Below are 19052 nucleotides of genomic sequence, written 5' to 3' on the forward strand. Positions count from 1 at the left end.
TTCCGGCTGCCTGGCCCACGTGTCGCCGCCACGATCGAAAGTTCCGAAAAATGTCCGATACCCGCAGTACCATAGCCGCCCTTGCACTGGCCTGTCTGGGATCGTCGCTGCCGGCAACGCCCGCTCATGCCGAGCATGCGCCTTCCACGACCCCAACCGCGACCACACTCCGTCTTGCCCCCGCCCGGCTGGCCAGCGAGACATGGATCGTGCCGCCGGTCGTCATGCCGGGTACGCGTCTCCCCACACCGCCGGGTTATTCCGTTTCCTGGATGCTGGACGGCCAGCGCCTGCGAACCTCCGTGCTGCAGAACGCCAGCAGCAAGGCAAAGGCCGTACAACTCACCGGCACCATGACCTTGCCAACCGGCGAAGCGATCACCAAGCGCTTCAAGGTGCTGCTGCTTGGCAACGACGCGCATCGGCTGATCGCCTACGCCCGTATCCCGACGGGGGCGCAACAGGCCAACCAGCCGCTGATCGCACGCAGCGTGCATCTGGCACTCGGCATTCCGGGAAAGAAACCACAACCGCTCAATGGCAACTACGGCGTACTGTTCGCCAGCGGTGACTATGTCGGCATCGACCGCGTCGACCAGCGCGGTATCGCCAACCCAGCGCTGTTCTATTTTGCCGACGGCAGTCTGGGCATCATCGCCACCCGCGTGACCATGGCAGGTACGCCCGTGCCATCGCAATCGTCCAGCGCCCTGATCTACAAGGCGGATCCGCACCACCATGCGAACTTCACCGAACTGGGTCTGCTCCATCTGGATGCCGCTGGCGAGGTTCGGTATCCGCAAGCCGTATGGGATTCATCCGCCGGGCACTACGTGGTATCCTGGAAGGACCAGTCCGGCGCCCCACACTGGGCGACAGTGGAGGATCTGGCCCGAACGGAGATGGTCCCAACGCCGTACTTCCCTTTCGCCCACGGGATGCGTTCGCAGATTGCCGTGCGGGGAAATCTCAGCGCAACTCATGAGGGACCGCTCGCAAGTGTCGACACAAGGTCAGGCGATACGGGTCTGGGGGCATTGCCGATGCCGGGGTGGCCAGCAGCCTGGCGATCAGCGGTAGCGTCGCCAAGGCGCTGACCAACCGCTTCGGCCGCATCGTGAACACGAAATCCTGGGTCGATCCGCGAACCATCGTGGCAGGAGACGTCGCCGCCTTGGGCACCGCCCGCGTCCATCTGCTCTATTCGGATGGCTCCACTGCAACGCGCGCCATCGACTGGAACAAGGCCGATCTCCGCCGCCTCGCGGCAGCGCGGACCGGGACTTTCACGATCAGGGGACAGGTTCGGCAACGCGCCTATCCGGAGATTTTCGCCTACAACCGCGCCGATCCGGTGATCTACCGCTACGATCATGCCGGCACCACCAAATACCTGTTCGTCGCCACCGATGACACAGGCAATCATAACGTGGCCTCGCCCCATCTGGCGATCCGCGTCGCCGACAGCATCAGCGAACTCGCCGACGCCAATGGCGGCCTTGCCCGCGAGGTCGACTTGCTCAATCGCCGCACGCGCCATGATCGAACCGTTGAAGGCAAAGTGATCGCGGGGTGTTACTGGGCTCCCGAACTGCACGAAATCGGCGGTCGGCTCTCCCTTCTTTTCGCGCCCTGCTTCAATCCTGACGACAACCAGAAGAACGAAGGTGGACTCTGGTCCACCGTCGAATCGCACATCATGCAACTGCGCGAAGGCGGCGATCCGGCAAACCCGGCGGACTGGTCGAAACCGGCGGCCGTGCTCAAGGCCGACGGCAACCCGCTGGGGCGCGAGGGCTTCGCGCACAACATCAGCCTCGACATGTCCTATTTCGAAGTGCGCGGGCAGGGATACTATATCTGGTCGCAACGCTATCTTCCGGGCGCCACACCGATGGGCGATCCCCTGACATGGATCGCCAAAGTGGATCCGGCCCAGCCGACCCGGCTGACATCGCCTCCCGCCCCGATCATCGCCCCCGATCTCTCGGTCGAGGAAAACCTCGCAGAAGGCGGGTTTGCGCTGGTTCATGATGGCCGTGTAACGATCATCTATTCAAGTTCGAGCGTGAGTCCGACATATGTCGTCAGCGGGCAATGGGCCAACGCGGATGCCGACCTGACGAATATCGACAACTGGCACAAGTGGGGTGCCCCGCTTCAGAAGAGCGCGCCGATGCCGGCAGGTATCACGGACTATCAGCATTATCAGCAGGGGCCCGGCCACGGCGCCTTCACCACCGACGAAGACGGCAACACGCTCTACATCTACCATACCTGGGGCAATGGCGTGGGGGGGACGGACGCGATGCCCGAGTTCGACGCGTCCATTGGGTTGCCGATCAGCGCCCGATCCTAGACATGAGTTCCGATGAGGAGGTCGCACCCGCCAATCGCACCGTAACGATGCGCGTTACGATCAAGCCGCGGTCTTGATGCACAAGCCGTGCCTGCCGGCAAAAGTGCACAGGGCAGGCGCGTCATAAACAGCGGTCATGCAAGACCGATCAGGTGCACTACCTGCAAGACAAAGGCCGACGGAACGGATCCGCCGGCCTTTGTTGTTTATCCTGCGACCTGCCGGTTGAGAGGCCTTATTCGTCTTCCGCCGAGGGGCCGACCATCATCTCTTCGGCAAGACCTTCGGTCTTCGTGCGGATCGCCTTTTCGATGCGATCGCAAATCTCGGAATTTTCCTTCAGGTAGGTCTTCGCGTTCTCGCGGCCCTGACCGATGCGGATCGAATCGTAGCTGAACCACGAACCCGACTTTTCGACGATGCCGGCCTTCACGCCAAGGTCGAGGATCTCGCCGATCTTCGAGATACCCTCACCATACATGATGTCGAACTCGACCTGCTTGAACGGCGGGGCGACCTTGTTCTTGACCACTTTCACGCGGGTGGCGTTGCCAACGATATCGTCCCGGTCCTTGATCTGGCCGGTGCGGCGGATGTCGAGGCGGACCGAGGCGTAGAACTTGAGCGCGTTGCCGCCCGTCGTCGTCTCCGGGTTGCCGTACATCACGCCGATCTTCATGCGCAGCTGGTTGATGAAGATCACCATGCAGCGCGAACGGCTGATCGAACCGGTCAGCTTGCGCAACGACTGGCTCATCAGACGGGCCTGCAGGCCAACGTGGCTGTCACCCATCTCGCCCTCGATTTCGGCGCGGGGACGAGCGCGGCAACCGAGTCCACCACCAGCACGTCGATCGCGTTCGAGCGGACCAGCGTATCGGTGATTTCCAGCGCCTGTTCGCCGGTATCTGGCTGCGAGACGATCAGTTCGTCGATATCAACACCCAGCTTCTTGGCGTAGACCGGATCAAGCGCGTGTTCGGCGTCGACGAAGGCCGCGGTGCCGCCCATCTTCTGCGCTTCGGCGATGACGTGCAGCGCCAGCGTGGTCTTGCCCGAGCTTTCGGGGCCATAGACCTCGATCACGCGGCCACGCGGCAGACCACCGATGCCCAGCGCGATGTCGAGCCCGAGCGAGCCGGTGGAGATCGCCTCCACCTGCATCGTCTCCTTCGAGCCGAGCTTCATCGCGGAACCCTTGCCGAACGCCTTGTCGATCTGGGCCAGCGCGGCCTCTAGGGCCTTCTGACGGTCCATGTTGTCCTTTTCCTTGCCTTCCTGGATCAGCTTGAGCTGAGCAGCCATGTCACTTACCCCTTTGCTACCGGCCTGACCGGAAAGGTCAATGTCGCGAAAGCTCATGTATCGCGTTTGTTCTAACGGAACAAGGGGTGAACAGCGGCGAATTTCCGTTTTTTAACGCCGCTTCGCCGTGGTACTCAGAACTTCCCCCACTTTTTCGGAGAGCTGCTGCACCGAGAACGGCTTGGGCATGAACCAGGCATCGGCGATGCTGATCTCGCGCCGCAGCTGCTCCTCGGCATAGCCCGACATGAACAGGACCGGCAGCCGGGGGGCGATCTTGCGGATCTCGCGCGCCATCGCCGGACCATCCATCGTCGGCATGACGACATCGGTAACGACGATATCGAACCTCTCGCCCGCCCGCACGATCTCCAGCCCTTCCTCGCCGTCGCGCGCGCTCTTGACGGTGTAGCCCTGCCGGGTCAGCGCGCGTTCGGCGACGATGCGCACCGGGTCCTCGTCCTCGACCAGCAGGATCGAGCCGCCGCCTGCCCACTGCACGGGCGCGGGCTCGGCGCGGGTGGGAACGGCAGTGACGGCCTCGCCCGGCGCGGCGTGGTGGACGGGAAGATAGACGCTGAAACTCGTCCCTTTCCCCACCACCGAATCGGCGAAAATGAACCCGCCCGACTGCTTGACGATGCCGTAGACCGTCGAAAGGCCAAGGCCGGTGCCCTTGCCCTGCTCCTTGGTGGTGAAGAACGGCTCGAAGATCTTGGCGAGATGCTCGGGCGCGATTCCGGTTCCGGTGTCCGACACGATCAGCGCGGTATAATCACCCGCCGGAATGATCTCGCTGCGCATCGCGCGCACGTCGGTGGTGCTGATGCGCTTGGTCGCGAGCGTCAGCGTACCACCCGCCTCGCCCTTGCGGCCTGAACTGAGCATCGCGTCGCGCGCGTTGACGGCGAGGTTGACGATGACCTGCTCCAGCTGCGTCGGATCGGCGCGGACCGGCCCCAGATCGCGATCGTGCGTGACGACCAGCTGGATCTTCTCGCCGATCAGGCGGCGCAGCATCTGCGAGACGTCGGCCACCACATCAGGCACCTGCAGCACTTCGGGGCGCAACGTCTGCTGGCGCGAGAAGGCGAGCAGCTGGCGGGTCAGCGAGGCCGCGCGGTTCGAGTTCGCGCGGATCTGCTGGATGTCGTCATAGTCCGAATCGCCGGGCGTATGGCGCATCAGCATGAGGTCGCAGGTGCCCAGAATCGCGGTGAGCACATTGTTGAAATCGTGCGCGACGCCGCCTGCCAGCTGGCCGACCGCCTGCATCTTGGTGGCCTGCGCGACCTGCCGCTTGAGGCGGGCCTCTTCGGTGGAATCGGTAAGGCCGAGCAGCACCGCCGCCTCGCCAAGCCCGCGCACCCCGGCAAGGCTGAGCGAAACCGGGTCCTCGGGCTGGGCGAGCAGGCGCACGGCCAGGTCTCCGGCAGCGGCAGGGCCTTGCGCGAAGCGGCGGATCGCCTCGGACAGCGCGCGCTTGTCGTCGCGCACCACCAGATCGGTGGGATAGGTCGGCGGCTCCAGCCCCTCGCGCCCCGCCGCGCGCATGAAGGCGGGGTTGGCGAACAGCACGCGCCCGTCGCGGTCGGCCATGGCGAGACCGAGCGGAAGCTGGCCGAGCATCGCTTCGAGATGCGGCGCGGCGGTAGTGCTGCCCTCGCCCGCGCCGATGCCGCTGCCCGCCTCGACGACCAGCATCAGCGAGGGCGTGGTGTCCGGGTCGGGCTCGACCGGCAGATCGGGATCGGCGACGGGAACGTGATAGATCGTCAGCGCGCCGGGGCGGGTCGGCGCGTTGCCTTCGGGCACTTGCGCCCAGTAGACGCGATCGCCCTCGTCCTGCCGGAGATAGCCGACGAAATCGGTGCCGGTGAGGTCTGCCGCGCCATCGCCCACCGCGCACTGCGCGAAACCGGCGCTGGCGGCGCGCAGCGAGCCGTCGGGATCGACCAGCGCTGCGGCGATCCCGGCGCGGGCAAGCGCGCGGCCCAGCTTGCCGTCGAGCGCGCGGACAAGCGCGCCGACCGGATCGTCGATCCCCTGCCGGGTCGCGCGCCAGACGAGGAAATCCTCACCCCGGCCACAGCGCGTGGCTTCCATGCGCCAGCGCCGGACGAGGCCCGAGGCGGCATCGTGGCTTTCAACATCGGCCAGCCCGCTGCCATCGCGCCAGGCGGCGCGCGCCGCTTCGGCAAGACGCTCGGCAGAGGCGCCGTCCACCGGCAGGCGTGGCGGCGCGGCGTATGTGCCGAACCACGCCCCGAACGTGGCGTTGGCGCAAGTCAGCCGCCCGGCGCGGTCAGTGATGGCGACGCCTTCGTCAGGCCGCTCGACCGCAGCGACCGTCACCGACCAGTCGGGCTCGGCAAATTCGCTGGCCACTTCGGCAGGACGCCTGCGGGCGAGCGCGAAGGCTGCGCCGCCCAGAACCAGCACGGCGGCAAGGAACACACCCGAAAGCAGCATGTCGCGGCTGATCAGCCAGACGAGCACCACGCCCAGCAGCAGCGCCGGGGCGACCACCCGCAAGTCGGAGAAGGTGAGCACGGGCGATCCGATGCGGTCGTCGGGCTCGCCGGAAGTCTGGCCCAAATTCAGGCCCGGTATCAAGCGGCGTCCCGCTGCGCGTGGAGCGCGGCGCGGTGGCGGAGCTTGTGGGCGATCCACAGGCGCCAGCCGACAGCGGCGGCAAAGTAGCTCACGAAGGTCGCCACCAGCGATTCGATCAGCAGCCCCAGCACGATGGCCGGCGCGGTGTCGGACCACAGCCAGCGCCACCACACGTCCACGCCCGCGCCCTCTTTCACCATCATCCGCACGGTATCGACATCGGCATGGAAGCCGAAGGCGTTGCCGATGGCAACGGCAACCGGGAGGATGATCAGCAGCGTCGTCAGCGGATTGGAGATGAACGTCACCGCTGCCGCGATCGGGATATTGGCGCGGAACGGCACGCACATCAGCGCCGAACCGACGATCTGCACGCCGGGGATCAGCGCGAAGATGCCCACGAACATGCCCACCGCCACACCGCGCGGGACCGAGCGGCGGGTGAAGCGGAACAGCGCCGGGCGACGGGCCAGCGGCGCCGTGAAGCGATTGGCGGCAAGCTGCTCGTGCGTCGGCATCTGGCGGTGCGCCCATGCCATCAGGCGCTGCGACAGCGTGCTCATCCGTGGTCGCGCATCAGGCGGCCCTGCTCGCGCTTCCAGTCACGTTCCTTGATGGTATTGCGCTTGTCGGCAGCGTTCTTGCCCTTGGCCAGCGCCAGTTCGACCTTGGCCCGCCCGCGCGAGTTGAAATAGACCGAAAGCGGCACCAGCGTCATGCCCTTGCGCTCGACCGCGCCGTGCAGCTTGTCGATCTCGCGCTCGTGCAGCAGCAGCTTGCGCGGGCGCTTGGGAACATGGTTGAAGCGGTTGCCGTGGCTGAATTCGGGCACGTTGGCATTGACCAGCCACGCCTCGCCGCCGCGAATCTCGGCATAGGCCTCGGCAATCGAGCCTTCGCCGAAGCGCAGCGACTTCACTTCCGTTCCGGTCAGCGCGATGCCCGCCTCGAACACATCCTCGATGTGATACTCGAAACGCGCCCTGCGGTTTTCGGCGACGGTTTTCTTCTTGTCGAACGTGGAGTGCTGCGGTCTTGCCATGATTATGGCCCATGTAGGCGTTGACCGCCAAAAAGGAAATGGCGTGAATCGCGAGTTTCGCTGCTCCATCTGCGATAAGGCGTCGTTACGGACTGCAGCTTGTATTGTTGCCAATCTGTAAGTTGCAACCCAGCTCCCACAGTGTTTCAATGTCCCGCTCGACTGGGGGCAGTCGATTGAAAGTACGGGGAATACGACATTGACATTCACGCGAAAGGTCTCGCTTTTGGCGGCGATGACCGGGCTTGCCATGGCAACGATCGGTCACGCAGCGCCGCCAGCACCGCCACCACTGGCCGCCTACGGGAATCTTCCGGCTCTTTACGAGGTCGCGATCTCTCATTCTGCGAAGGCCATGGCCGGGATCATCCGTCAGGGCAATGTCAGCGTGCTGATGGTGCTGGACATGCAGCTCAAGCCGATCCTCTCGCAGAACCTGGGCGATCTGAAAGTGCGCGGGCTGGAGTTTGCAGGGGACGAGATCGTGCTGGTACACTACAGCACGACGGCCCGGCTCGAAGGTTTCACGACACCCAAGGCGGAAATCGGTGCTGCGCTTATCGTACCGCTGAACGGTGGCAAGCCGGATGTCACTTTCAACGGCAGCCGCGATTTCCAGAAACTGACGATGGGCACTTACGGCCTGCGCCAGATCGATGGACGCTGGAAGGCCTATCTCGGCGCCATGTCGACCCACGATCGCGGCAACCAGGGGGATCTGAACACCAGCCCGGCACTGGCCGAGCTCGACCTTGCCACCAACAAGGCGCGGCTCATCGCCTCTGCTGCGGTAGGCAATACCTCTCATGACTGGGTGCTGGACAGCGCGGGCAAAGTGACCGCCGAACTGACCCTCTACCAGAACAGCGGTTCGTGGAAAATCGCCAATCCGAAAGGGCAATTGCTGGCGCAAGGCACTTCCAGCACCGGCGATGTATCGCTGCTGAGCCTTGGCCGGGACGGCACGACGCTGATCTACTGGATCCGGGACGAGGACGGCGAAACGCACTTGATGGAAACGTCCTTGACCGGTGGCGCCGCTCCGAAAGAGCTGCTTCCCGATGAAGCCATCGGCCAGGTGTATATCGACAGCGCCAGTTCGCGCCTGCTCGGCTATCTCAGACAAGGCGACAAACCGCAGCCTGTGTTTTTCGATCCTGCCCAGCAGGCAGCCATGAGCAAGATCTACCAGGCTTTCAACAAGTCCCATCTGGAGCTGATTGATTATACCCCCGACTTCCAGCACGCGATTGTCGAAACCAGCGGAACCGGCGATGCGGGAACCTACTATCTCGTCGATGTGCACAACCTAAAGGCCAGCCCGATCAGCAGTGAACGCCCGGCCATCGCTCCCGAACAGGTGGGTGCTGTTTCCGTCGTTGAATACAAGGCCGCAGACGGTCTGGCGATGGATGGCATTCTGACCCTGCCGCCGGGCCGTGAAGCGAAGAACCTGCCGGTCATCCTGTTCCCGCACGGCGGGCCACATGCCGCCGACGAGGCTCAGTTCGACTGGTGGGCCCAGGCTTTCGCATCGCGAGGCTATGCCGTCTTCCAGCCCAATTTCCGCGGGTCGACCGGACGCGGCGATGCCTTCCGCAATGCCGCCTACAACGAATGGGGACGCAAGATGCAGACCGACATCTCGGACGGTCTGGCAGAGCTAGCCAGGCGCGGTATCGTCGATCCCAAGCGCGCATGTATCATGGGCGGCAGCTACGGCGGTTATGCCGCGCTGGCCGGCGTCACGCTGCAACAGGGCCTATACAGATGTGCAGTAGCCGTCGCTCCCGTCTCCGATCTGTCGATGATGTATCGCTCGGAAGTCTACGCCAGTGCCGATGCGCCGATGTCATGGCGCTCGATGCGCAAGTTCCTGGGCGATCCTTCGACGTATGACGCCAATTCGCCGCGTCAGCAGGTCGCAAAGGCCGATGCGCCGATCCTGCTCGTTCATGGCAAGGACGATACGGTTGTCCCTTTCCAGCAATCGGAAGTGATGGCCAACGCATTGAGCCATGCGGGCAAGCCCTATGAAATGGTGGTTCTCAACCACGAAGACCACTGGCTTTCCAACAGCGACACGCGGTTGCAGATGCTGACGGCGGCGACCGCTTTCGTCGAAAAGTACAACCCCGCGAATTGAACGCGAGAATCCCCCTGGCTACAGCACGATGCCTGGCCAGGGGCAGGGATCGGCTGGACTTACAGCAACCCGGCGTGGACCAACGCCTTGTCCACGGCATCGCGGGCGGTCTGGTTGCAGGGCACCAGCGGCAGGCGCAGCTCGTTCTGGATACCCTCGAACACCTTCGAGAGTGCATACTTGCACGGCCCCGGCGAGCTGTCCTCGAACATCGCGTAGTGCAGCGGATAGAGCAGGTCGTTGAGGCGACGCGCCTCTTCCAGATCGTTCGCCGCGCAGGCCGCCTGGAACTGCGCGCACAGCGCAGGCGCCACGTTCGCCGTCACCGAGATGCAGCCAACGCCCCCCGCCGCGTTGAACGGCAGCGCCAGCTCGTCGTCGCCGCACAGCTGGGTGAACTGCTTGGAAATGCCCATGCGATGGTCGGTCACGCGCGACAGGTCGCCGCTGGCGTCCTTGATCGCAAGGATCTTGTCGGGGAAGCGGCGTGCCAGCTCGCACACCGTCTCGGGCTTGAGATCGGACACCGTGCGTCCCGGCACGTTGTAGAGGATCAGCGGCAGATCGACCGCTTCGGCAAGATAGGAGAAGTGCGCCAGCAGGCCTTCCTGGCTCGGCTTGTTGTAATAGGGCGCGACGACCAGCGCGGCGGCCGCGCCGCATTTCTTCGAGAACGTCATGTGCAGCACGGCATTCATCGTGTCGTTGCTGCCGCAGCCCGCGATCACCGGCACACGGCCCGCAGCCTGCTCGATGCAGACCTCGATCACGCGGTGGTGTTCGGCGTTCGACAGGGTGGAGCTTTCGCCGGTCGTGCCGCAGGGCACCAACGCCGACGATCCCGATTCGATCTGCCAGTCGACCAGCCGCCGGAAGGCCTGCTCATCGAACGCTCCGTCGCGAAACGGCGTGACAAGTGCGGGAATGGAGCCCGAGAACATGGACTTTACCTCTGCTGACGTTCAGATGTTCAATTCGACGTGACACCAACAAGGGGCAAGGAGCCCCCGCGCCGGACCACGGTTCAGCGCCTGATAAGGAGCCTTTTCCCAAAATGTCCAGCGTGCTGCGCATCACAAAAGGGACGAGGAAGCAGATGACGGGCATTTCTTCGGCAAGAATCGCAATGTTTTCCGCGCTGATGGCGGCAGGATCGTGCGCTGCGCTGGTCGCGACTTCGGCGCAGGCCCAGAGTGCCTACCCGTCGGGCAGTGCGACCGGGCAGCCGACCAGCCTGCTGCCGGGCGCCTATCCCAGCCAGACGACACAGCGCACCGCGAACGGCACGCCGATCGTCTCGCAGCCGGTGGTCGAAGGGCAAACCGCGACCTATCCGGCATCGACCTATCCGGCGCCGACGACCTATCCCTCCTCCACCTATCCGGCACAAACCTACCAGCCCGCGCCCAGCGCCTACCCCGCCAGCAGCTATCCTGCCCCGACCAGCGGCGGCGCACCGGTGATGGCGGCCTCGGACTGGGATGCGGCGCGTGCGCAGGCGGCGCAGGACCATGATCTGTCCGCGCACCAGTCGGTCGACCGCTGGCGCCAGCTGACCTCCAGCCCGAACATGGGCTTTGCCGCCTATGCCGGGTTCCTCATCAGCTATCCCGGCTATCCCTTCGAGGAACGGCTGCGGACCTATGCCGAGAACGCGCTGAACACCGAACAGCCCAGCGCGCAGTCGCTGGTCAGCCTGTTCGACCGTTTCCCGCCGCTCACCAGCAAGGCCGCCGGGCGCTATGCCGTGGCGCTGACGCTGATGAACCGCTCGGACGCGCGCCAGAAGGCCGTCGATGCATGGCGGCAGGGCTCGCTGCTGCCTGCCGACGAGGCGATGATCCTCCAGCGCTGGGGATCGGCGCTGACGCAGGCCGATCATGACGAGCGTATGAACCAGCTGCTGTGGCAGGGGCAGACCGATCAGGCCTCGCGCGAGATCGCCTATACCTCGCCCGCCAAGCGCAACCTGTTCATGGAGCGGCTGTCGATCGTGCAGGGCTCCTCGCCCGGCACGCTGGGCCTGCAACTGGGCGGCGATCCGATGCGCGACGGCGGCTATGTCTATGCCCGCGCCGTGCAGGCGCGCAAGCAGGGCAATATCGCGGGCGAGATTTCGCTGCTCGCCAACCGCCCGCAGCTCTCCGCGCCGGTCGCCGAGCCGGACCAGTGGGTCCACGAGCTGCTGATCGCCGCCAAGGGCGCCGACGATTCGAGCGCGGTGCGCATCGCCGCCTCGATCGACGACGGCTTCGCGCCCGGCACCGATGTTTCCCGGCAATCGTTCAAGGTGCGTGACGACTACACCTCGCTGATGTGGCTGGGCGGCACCAAGGCGCTGTGGAACCTCAATGATCCGCGCCGGGCCGCGCCGCTGTTCTATCGCTATGGCGCCGCGGCACAAACACCGGGCACGCGCTCCAAGGGGTTCTACTGGGCCGGACGCGCCGCCGCGCAGGGTGGCGACAGCTCCGGCGCAATGCGCTATTTCGAGATGGCCGCGCGCTATCCCGAATACTTCTACGGCCAGCTTTCGCTCGAACGGATGGGGCGCTCGATGCCCAATCTCGCCACCGTCTCGCACGCCAGCCCCAGCGATGCCGAGCGCCGCGCGTTCTATGCCAAGCCGATCACCGCCGCCGTGCGCGACGTCGCCCGCGATGGCGACTGGCAGACGACGGTGCGGTTCTTCCGCGAGATCTCGAACCAGGCGCAGGACGAGGATGACTACTCGCTGGTTGCCGACCTTGCCCGCCAGACCGGACGGCGCGACCTTGCGGTAATCATGGGCCAGTCGGCGCATACCGAAGGGCTCGGCAGCTTCGGGCGGATCGCCTATCCGCAGATCCCGGTGCCGCAGGGCGCCAACTGGACGATGGACCATGCGCTGATCCGGCAGGAGAGCCAGTTCGCGCAGAACGCGCTCAGCCATGCGGGCGCGCGCGGGCTGATGCAGCTGATGCCCACCACTGCGCGCGAGCAGGCGGGCAAGCTCGGCCTCAGCTACGATCAGGGCCGTCTGGTCTCCGATGCGCAGTACAACATCCAACTGGGCGATGCCTATTTCGGGCGCCTGATGGACTATTTCGGCGGCTCCACTCCGCTTGCCGTCGCCGCCTACAATGCGGGCGCTGGCAATGTGAACAAGTGGCTGCGCGCGAACGGCGATCCGCGCACCGGGTCGGTCGACTGGATCGACTGGATCGAGAAGATTCCGATCTCGGAAACCCGCAACTACGTCCAGCGGGTGATGGAAAACGCGATCGACTACGACAACATCTACCCCGATCGCGCCGAGTATCGCGGCAGCAACCCGCTCAGCCACGCCATCGGCAAGCGCTCGCCGGGGTAAGAAGGCCCGGACAAGCGGGATACGGACAGGGGAAGCACGCCCATCGGCTTCCCCTGCCACCGCTTTCCTGCCATGAGCGCCGCCGCATGAGCCTGCCTTCCAAACCCGCCGGACCGCCGATCACCCCTGCCGGCATGGCCGCGCTGCGCGCGCGCTACGACCACCTGCTGGGCACCGAGCGCCCCGCCATCGTCGAGATCGTCTCGTGGGCGGCGGGCAACGGCGACCGGTCGGAAAACGGCGACTACCTCTATGGCCGCAAGCGCATGCGCGAGATCGACCGCGAGCTTGCCCACCTCGCGCGCCGCATGAAGGCGCTGCGCGTGGTCGATCCGTCGCACCAGACCGAGCGCGGCAAGGTATTCTTCGGCGCCACCGTGGAATTGGCCGACGAGGACGACGAGCGCATGACCCTGACCATCGTCGGCGATGACGAGCAGGACGCCTCTGCCGGGCGGATCGGCTGGAGCGCACCGATCACCCGCGCCCTGCGCGGCGCGTCCGTGGGCGACCTGCGGATCGTGCGACTGCCTTCCGGCGAGAAGGAATGGGAAGTGATCACAATCGCTTACCCGCCCCTCCCGGCCTAATTCCCCATCCAGTCGTTAAGTAAAAAATCGCAAAAATCAGCCCCTTGCCTAGAGACTTGTTAACCATAATCCCTTAGAGGCATTGCGTTAAGGGGTTGATCGACATTCAGAAGATGACGAGCCGAAAAGGGTGATTTTCCGAGACCCGGAGCGCAGCGTACTTCCTGTACGTGAGCACCGGAAGCTTGGAAAATCGCCATTTGCAGGCCGTCAGGGCTGAATGTCGGTCAACCCCAGGGACACAGTGGGGTGACGCAGGCAGCATGGCGACAACGGTGAATCTGGGACTGCTTTATGCAGGACTGTTCGCGTCGCTTTCGTTGCTTTGCCTGTGCGTGTTCCTCTCGATCCGGGGCCAGCGCGCAATCGCATGGCTGGCAGGCGCCCTGCTCTGCGCCGCGCTGGAGACCTGCACTCTGGTATTTTCCCATGGCACCGGGTTCGAACAGATCGGCGGGATCTGCGCCCTTCCCGCCGCCTACCTGTGTTTCGCGCAGGCCGTACGCCTCGCGACCGGCGGCGCGGACTGGGACCGGAAGCTGGCAGGGGTGGTGGCCGGGCTCACCGCCATGACGCTGGCGCTTCAGGGCAGCGCTGTCCCCTTCGTGGTGCAGGCGATCCCGTTTCAGGTCGGCTGCGCGCTGGCGCTGTTCGATGCCGGAGCGCGGCTCTGGCGACGGCCCGACAGGCACCTGAGCGACGCGATCCTGTCCGTCATCGTCGCCTCGCTGGCGGCGATCTTCATAACGCGCATCGTGCTGTTTCCCTTCATCTTTCCGCACGGAGCAGACTATTTCGCGGTCAAGAGCGCGAAAGTCGAACGGATGCTGATGCTGCTCGTCGGCACGCTCACCCCACCCTGCGTGTTCCTGCTGCTCGCCCGCATCATCGGCGGCCAGTTGAGCGAATATCGCCGCCGGGCCGAGCGCGACGGCCTGACCGGGCTCTACAACCGCGAGACCTTCGAGCGCCTCGCCGCCGCAAGGCGCGGCACCGCAGGCTGCATCGTGATCTGCGACATCGACCGCTTCAAGGCGGTGAACGACCGCTTCGGCCATCTTGCCGGTGATGGCGTGATCCGCAGCTTTGCCACCTTGCTGGCAGCCGGCACGATGCCCGCAGCGCGCATCGGCGGCGAAGAGTTTGCCCTACTGCTTCCGGGCGTCCCGCTCGCCGAAGCCAGGGCGATCTGCGACCGCCTGCGCATGGACTTTGCGCAGAGCAACCATTCCGAACTGCCCGGCGATCAACGCGTCACCGCCAGCTTCGGGCTTGCCGCCTACGCGGGAGCCGAACCGCTCGACATCGCCTGGCGTCAGGCAGACTCGGCCCTCTATCGGGCCAAGCGCTTCGGTCGCAACCGGGTGTGTCTGGCAGGAGAGGCGCCGATACCCCACAGTGCGGCCCTGTACACAGCAGACGGCAGCGGCGCAGCCTGACGCCGCAGCCGCCGTCGTCAGACGTGGTCGTCAGGGATGGCTGAGCGTACGACGCACCGCGTCGTGCCAGCCGGCGATCAGCGTGTCGCGTTCGGACTTGCCCATTTTCGGTTCGAACAACTGGCCCTGCGTCCAGGTTTCCGACAGTGCCTTGAGATCGGGCCACACGCCCGTGGCAAGGCCTGCGTGGAAGGCCGCGCCCAGCGCCGTCGTTTCGAGATGGACAGGGCGCTCGACGGGAGCCTCCAGCATGTCCGCCAGGAACTGGCAGAGCCAGTCGTTCGCCGCCATGCCGCCATCGACGCGCAGCTTGGCCGGTGCCTCGCCGCCGTCCGAGACCATCGCCTTGGCAAGGTCCATCGTCTGGTAGGCAACCGCTTCCAGCGCCGCACGGGCCAGGTGCGCCGCGCCTGCGCCCAGCGTCAGCCCGAAGATCGCGCCGCGCGCGTCCGGGTCCCAGTGCGGCGCGCCGAGGCCGACGAAGGCCGGGACCATGTAGACGCCGTGGCTGGAGGGGACTTGCGTTGCCATGTCGTTGGTTTCGCGGGCATGGGTGATCACCCCGATGCCGTCGCGCAGCCACTTCACCGCCGCGCCCGCCACGAAGATCGAGCCTTCGAGCGCATAGGTCATCTCGCCATTCAGGCGATAGGCGGGCGTCGTCAGCAGGCGATTGTGCGAATCCAGCGCTTCGGAGCCGGTGTTGAGCAGCATGAAGCAGCCGGTGCCGTAGGTGGACTTGGCCATGCCCGACTCGAAACAGGCCTGCCCGAACAGTGCGGCCTGCTGATCGCCCGCGACGCCCGCGATGGGAATTTCGGCGCCCAACAGTGCCTTGTCGGTCACGCCGAAGCGATGCGAGTTGTCATGCACTTCGGGCAGCATCTGCATCGGCACACGCAGCAGACGGCACATTTCCTCGTCCCAGCGCTGCTCGCGGATGTTGTAGAGCATCGTGCGCCCGGCGTTGGTGACGTCCGTCGCGTGGACCTTGCCGCCCGTCAGGCGCCAGATCAGGAAGCTGTCGATGGTGCCAAAGGCCAGCTCGCCCTTCTCCGCCCGTGCCCGTGCGCCGTCCACGTTATCGAGAATCCAGGCGAGCTTGGTGCCCGAGAAATAGGGATCGACCAGCAGGCCGGTGCGCTGGCGCACTTCGCTCTCGACGCCATCCTGCGCCTTCAACTCCGCGCAGACCTTGGCGGTGCGACGGTCCTGCCAGACGATGGCGCGGTGGATCGCCTTGCCGGTCTGACGATCCCAGACGACCACCGTTTCGCGCTGGTTGGTGATGCCGATCCCGGCAATGCCCGCAACGCCGACGCCGCTCTGCTCGATGGCGTCCTTCGCCACCTTCACGGTATCGCGCCAGATATCCTCGGGCTCATGCTCCACCCAGCCGAGGTCGGGATAGTGCTGCTCGAACTCGCACTGCGCCGTCGCGACCGGGTGCGCGGCGCTGTCGAACACGATGGCCCGCGTCGAGGTCGTGCCCTGATCGATGGCGAGGATATGCTGGGGCTGGGACATGAGAGACTCTCCGAGGGGATTTCGTTTCGTTCGTTCGAGTATTTTCGGATCAGGCGCCGATTTCGGCGTCCTGATCCGCTGCCTTGCGGTTGCGACCCGAGGGCAGGTAGGGCTTTACGGCAATCTGGTACAGCCCCGCGCCGAGCACGCCGCCGAGCAGCGGCGCGGCAATCGGCACCCACCAGTAAGCGCCGGGGCTGGGGAACGCGGACTGGTCCCACCCGGCCACGAACGCCAGCAGGCGCGGGCCGAAGTCGCGCGCGGGGTTCAGTGCCCAGGCTTCGAGATAGCCTGCCGAGGCTCCGATCGCGGCCACAAGCAGGCCGACCATCAGCGCGCTGGAATTGGCCTTCGGGGCGACTTCGTTGAATTCATCGGTGATCGCGAAAATGCCGAGCAACAGCATGCCGGTGAGGATCACCTCGTCCCAGAACGCGTGCATGACCGAGACATGTTCGCCCGGATGCGTGAAGAACACGCCCGCTGCGCCGCCTGCTTCGCGGGTGACGTGGTGCAGCGCGTTGTAGGCGTCGATTACCGGATGATAGAGCTGGAGCACCAGCGCGGCGCCGATAAAGCCGCCCACGACCTGCGCGATCCAGTAGGGCAGCACCTTGCTCTTGGGAAACCCGCGATAGAGCGCCAACGCCAGCGTAACGGCGGGGTTGGCATGCGTGCCCGAAACCGAACCCGTGACGTAGATCGCCATGGTCACGCCAAGGCCCCAGGCGATGCACACGCCCCAATAGGCCTGCGCGTAAGGGCTGGGATCGTAGAGCGTGATCATGGCAGCGGCGCTGTCGCCGATCAGGATGATGATCGCGACGGCCAGAGCTTCGGATATCAGCTCGCCGATCAGCGCGCGGTGCTTGTTCACTTTCGGTCCTCTCTCAACGATTCGACGTCGTTTTTCGTTTCACGCGGATGCCATCTGCACACGCTTTCGAATTTGCGTCAACTCTTTCGTTTGCATTTTCGTTTTGGCGAGCATATTTTCTGAAACGAAAGTGGAGCCTTCGAGTTCCATCAGAGTCGAAACCTGACAGCGATGACGCGCCCGGACGGTCGCACCATGGGAGAAGATCGAATGCAGCCGCCAGTTCCCAGCTCTTCACAGGCCGAACAGACCTACGACCTGCTGATCGTCGGTGGCGGCGTGAATGGTGCAGGGATTGCGCGCGACGCCACCGGGCGCGGCCTTTCGGTGCTGCTGGTGGAGCAGGACGATCTGGCCAGCTACACCTCGTCGTCCTCGACCAAGCTGATCCACGGCGGCCTGCGCTATCTGGAATACTACGAGTTCCGGCTGGTGCGCGAGGCGCTGATCGAGCGCGAACGGCTGCTGGGCATGGCGCCGCACATCATGTGGCCGCTGCGCTTCGTGTTGCCGCAGTCGCTTTCGCCGCGCCCGGCATGGATCGTGCGGCTTGGCCTGTTCCTTTATGATCACCTCGGCGGTCGCAAGGAACTGCCCGGCACCGAGACGATCGATCTCGACCGCAGCCCGCGCGGTGCAGGCCTCAAGCCCCAGAAGGGCGCGCGCAAGGGCGCACACAAGGGTAAAGCCTTCGTCTATTCGGACGGCTGGGTGGAAGACAGCCGCCTCGTTGCGCTCAACGCCATGGACGCCGCCGCGCGCGGTGCCCGGATCGAGACGCGCACGCGCATGACCGATGCCGTCAGCGAGAACGGCGAATGGCTGGCGACACTGGAAACGAAAGCGGGCGAGACCCGCAAGGTCCGCGCAAAGATGATGATCAACGCGGCAGGGCCGTGGGTCGACAAGGTGCTCGGCCGGATCGGGCGCGCCAAGAACGATCGCGGCGTGCGGCTGGTCAAGGGCAGCCACATGATCCTGCCCAAACTCTACGAAGGCGATCACGCCTTCATGCTGCAGAACCCGGACCGCCGCATCGTCTTCGCGATCCCCTACGAAGGCGAGTTCACGCTGGTCGGCACCACCGATGAGCCGTGGACCGAGGAGCCCGGCAAGGCCGAGATCAGCCAGCACGAGATCGATTACTTGTGCGAAACCGCGAACCGCTATTTCGATAAGCAGGTGACGCCAGCCGATATCGTGTGGAGCTATGCCGGTATCCGCCCGCTCTATGACGATCACGCCGCCAATGCCTCTGCCGTGACGCGCGACTACGTGCTCGATTTCGAGAAGGCGGAGGACGGAAAGGCCCCGCTGCTCAGCATCTTCGGCGGCAAGATCACCACCTATCGCAAGCTGGCCGAGCACGCGATGCAGCATGTCGCGGAAGTCTTCCCCAAGGCCGATACGGCCTGGACCGCAGGCGCAGTGCTGCCCGGCGGTGATCTGCCGGGCAAGGACTTCAAGCGCTTCGTCGCTGACCTTTCCGTGCGCTATCCGGGCTTTCCGGAAAAGCTGCTGCGCCGCCTCGCCCGCGCCTATGGCACCTGCGCGATGGAGATCCTTGGCGATGCCAAAACGCCCGAGGATCTCGGCCACCACTTCGGCGGCGGGCTTCATGCCACAGAGGTCGATTATCTGGTCCGTGCCGAATGGGCGCGCAGCGGTGAGGACATTCTCTATCGCCGCTCGAAGCTGGGCCTGCACGTTCCCGCAGGTACGCAGGACGCCATCGACGCCTACCTTGCGGGCCGCAGCAACTGACCCGATCCCCCTTCCCCCCGCGCACACTGGTTCTA

The 19052-nt window shown here is 65.1% G+C and carries 13 protein-coding genes and 1 pseudogene; 7 read left to right on the top strand and 7 right to left on the bottom strand.

Features of this window, described 5'->3' with window-relative positions:
* Positions 1-50 precede the first annotated feature (50 nt).
* Both CI805_RS20610 and CI805_RS20615 read left to right on the top strand, forming a co-directional pair.
* Positions 51-1097, top strand: a complete 1047-nt coding sequence (locus CI805_RS20610) for a hypothetical protein (RefSeq protein ID WP_260928722.1) — start codon at positions 51-53, stop codon at positions 1095-1097.
* Positions 1052-2359 carry a family 43 glycosylhydrolase gene (locus CI805_RS20615; protein WP_260928723.1) on the top strand — a complete coding sequence of 436 codons (1308 nt, stop codon included), beginning with the start codon at positions 1052-1054 and terminating at the stop codon, positions 2357-2359. The genes CI805_RS20610 and CI805_RS20615 overlap by 46 nt, the downstream gene beginning before the upstream one ends.
* Before the next feature lie 235 nt (positions 2360-2594).
* On the opposite strand, the pseudogene recA reads toward CI805_RS20615, so the two are convergent.
* The 4 genes and pseudogenes from recA to smpB form a co-directional block, all read right to left on the bottom strand.
* Positions 2595-3664: pseudogene (recA, locus tag CI805_RS20620) on the bottom strand (recombinase RecA).
* A gap of 111 nt (positions 3665-3775) precedes the next feature.
* Positions 3776-6262 (bottom strand): response regulator, encoded by a 2487-nt coding sequence (locus CI805_RS20625; protein ID WP_409934969.1) that lies wholly within the window; start codon positions 6260-6262, stop codon positions 3776-3778.
* A gap of 14 nt (positions 6263-6276) precedes the next feature.
* Positions 6277-6843: a DUF2062 domain-containing protein gene (locus CI805_RS20630; protein ID WP_260928724.1), complete on the bottom strand. Its 567-nt coding sequence runs from the start codon at positions 6841-6843 to the stop codon at positions 6277-6279.
* Positions 6840-7322, bottom strand: a complete 483-nt coding sequence (smpB, locus tag CI805_RS20635; RefSeq protein ID WP_260928728.1) for an SsrA-binding protein SmpB — start codon at positions 7320-7322, stop codon at positions 6840-6842. Before smpB ends, CI805_RS20630 begins: the two co-directional genes overlap by 4 nt.
* 199 nt (positions 7323-7521) lie before the next feature.
* Between smpB and CI805_RS20640 the strand changes: the two genes are divergently transcribed.
* Positions 7522-9468, top strand: a complete 1947-nt coding sequence (locus CI805_RS20640; protein ID WP_260928729.1) for an alpha/beta hydrolase family protein — start codon at positions 7522-7524, stop codon at positions 9466-9468.
* Between the two features lie 59 nt (positions 9469-9527).
* Here CI805_RS20640 and dapA read toward each other — a convergent pair whose 3' ends face one another.
* Complete coding sequence (gene dapA / locus CI805_RS20645; RefSeq protein WP_260928730.1) at positions 9528-10409, bottom strand: 4-hydroxy-tetrahydrodipicolinate synthase; 882 nt, start codon at positions 10407-10409, stop codon at positions 9528-9530.
* Positions 10410-10564: 155 nt separating this feature from the next.
* Here dapA and CI805_RS20650 point away from each other — a divergent pair, with 155 nt between their 5' ends.
* From CI805_RS20650 to CI805_RS20660, 3 genes are all read left to right on the top strand, one after another.
* Entirely contained in the window at positions 10565-12820 is a 2256-nt protein-coding gene (locus CI805_RS20650) for a lytic transglycosylase domain-containing protein (RefSeq protein ID WP_313958577.1), read from the top strand.
* A gap of 86 nt (positions 12821-12906) precedes the next feature.
* Positions 12907-13410: a transcription elongation factor GreB gene (gene greB / locus CI805_RS20655; RefSeq protein WP_260928732.1), complete on the top strand. Its 504-nt coding sequence runs from the start codon at positions 12907-12909 to the stop codon at positions 13408-13410.
* Between the two features lie 275 nt (positions 13411-13685).
* Entirely contained in the window at positions 13686-14849 is a 1164-nt protein-coding gene (locus CI805_RS20660; protein WP_260928733.1) for a sensor domain-containing diguanylate cyclase, read from the top strand.
* Positions 14850-14879: 30 nt separating this feature from the next.
* Here the strand turns inward: CI805_RS20660 and glpK are convergent, their stop codons facing one another.
* On the bottom strand, positions 14880-16376 hold the full coding sequence (glpK, locus tag CI805_RS20665; RefSeq protein ID WP_260928736.1) for a glycerol kinase GlpK: 1497 nt from the start codon (positions 16374-16376) through the stop codon (positions 14880-14882).
* Between the two features lie 49 nt (positions 16377-16425).
* Positions 16426-17253, bottom strand: a complete 828-nt coding sequence (locus CI805_RS20670; RefSeq protein WP_260928738.1) for an MIP/aquaporin family protein — start codon at positions 17251-17253, stop codon at positions 16426-16428.
* Between the two features lie 210 nt (positions 17254-17463).
* Here CI805_RS20670 and CI805_RS20675 point away from each other — a divergent pair, with 210 nt between their 5' ends.
* Positions 17464-19017: a glycerol-3-phosphate dehydrogenase gene (locus CI805_RS20675; RefSeq protein WP_260928740.1), complete on the top strand. Its 1554-nt coding sequence runs from the start codon at positions 17464-17466 to the stop codon at positions 19015-19017.
* Positions 19018-19052: the final 35 nt, after the last annotated feature.

The sequence above is a fragment of the Novosphingobium sp. 9 genome, from assembly GCF_025340265.1.
In the GTDB taxonomy this organism is placed as follows: domain Bacteria; phylum Pseudomonadota; class Alphaproteobacteria; order Sphingomonadales; family Sphingomonadaceae; genus Novosphingobium.

Coding starts and splice junctions, on each gene's coding strand:
- dapA (WP_260928730.1), bottom strand. CDS start 10,409: ATGTTCTCGGGCTCCATTCCCGCACTTGTCACGCCGTTTCGCGACGGA.
- greB (WP_260928732.1), top strand. CDS start 12,907: ATGAGCCTGCCTTCCAAACCCGCCGGACCGCCGATCACCCCTGCCGGC.
- CI805_RS20675 (WP_260928740.1), top strand. CDS start 17,464: ATGCAGCCGCCAGTTCCCAGCTCTTCACAGGCCGAACAGACCTACGAC.
- smpB (WP_260928728.1), bottom strand. CDS start 7,322: ATGGCAAGACCGCAGCACTCCACGTTCGACAAGAAGAAAACCGTCGCC.
- CI805_RS20650 (WP_313958577.1), top strand. CDS start 10,565: ATGACGGGCATTTCTTCGGCAAGAATCGCAATGTTTTCCGCGCTGATG.
- CI805_RS20610 (WP_260928722.1), top strand. CDS start 51: ATGTCCGATACCCGCAGTACCATAGCCGCCCTTGCACTGGCCTGTCTG.
- CI805_RS20630 (WP_260928724.1), bottom strand. CDS start 6,843: ATGAGCACGCTGTCGCAGCGCCTGATGGCATGGGCGCACCGCCAGATG.
- glpK (WP_260928736.1), bottom strand. CDS start 16,376: ATGTCCCAGCCCCAGCATATCCTCGCCATCGATCAGGGCACGACCTCG.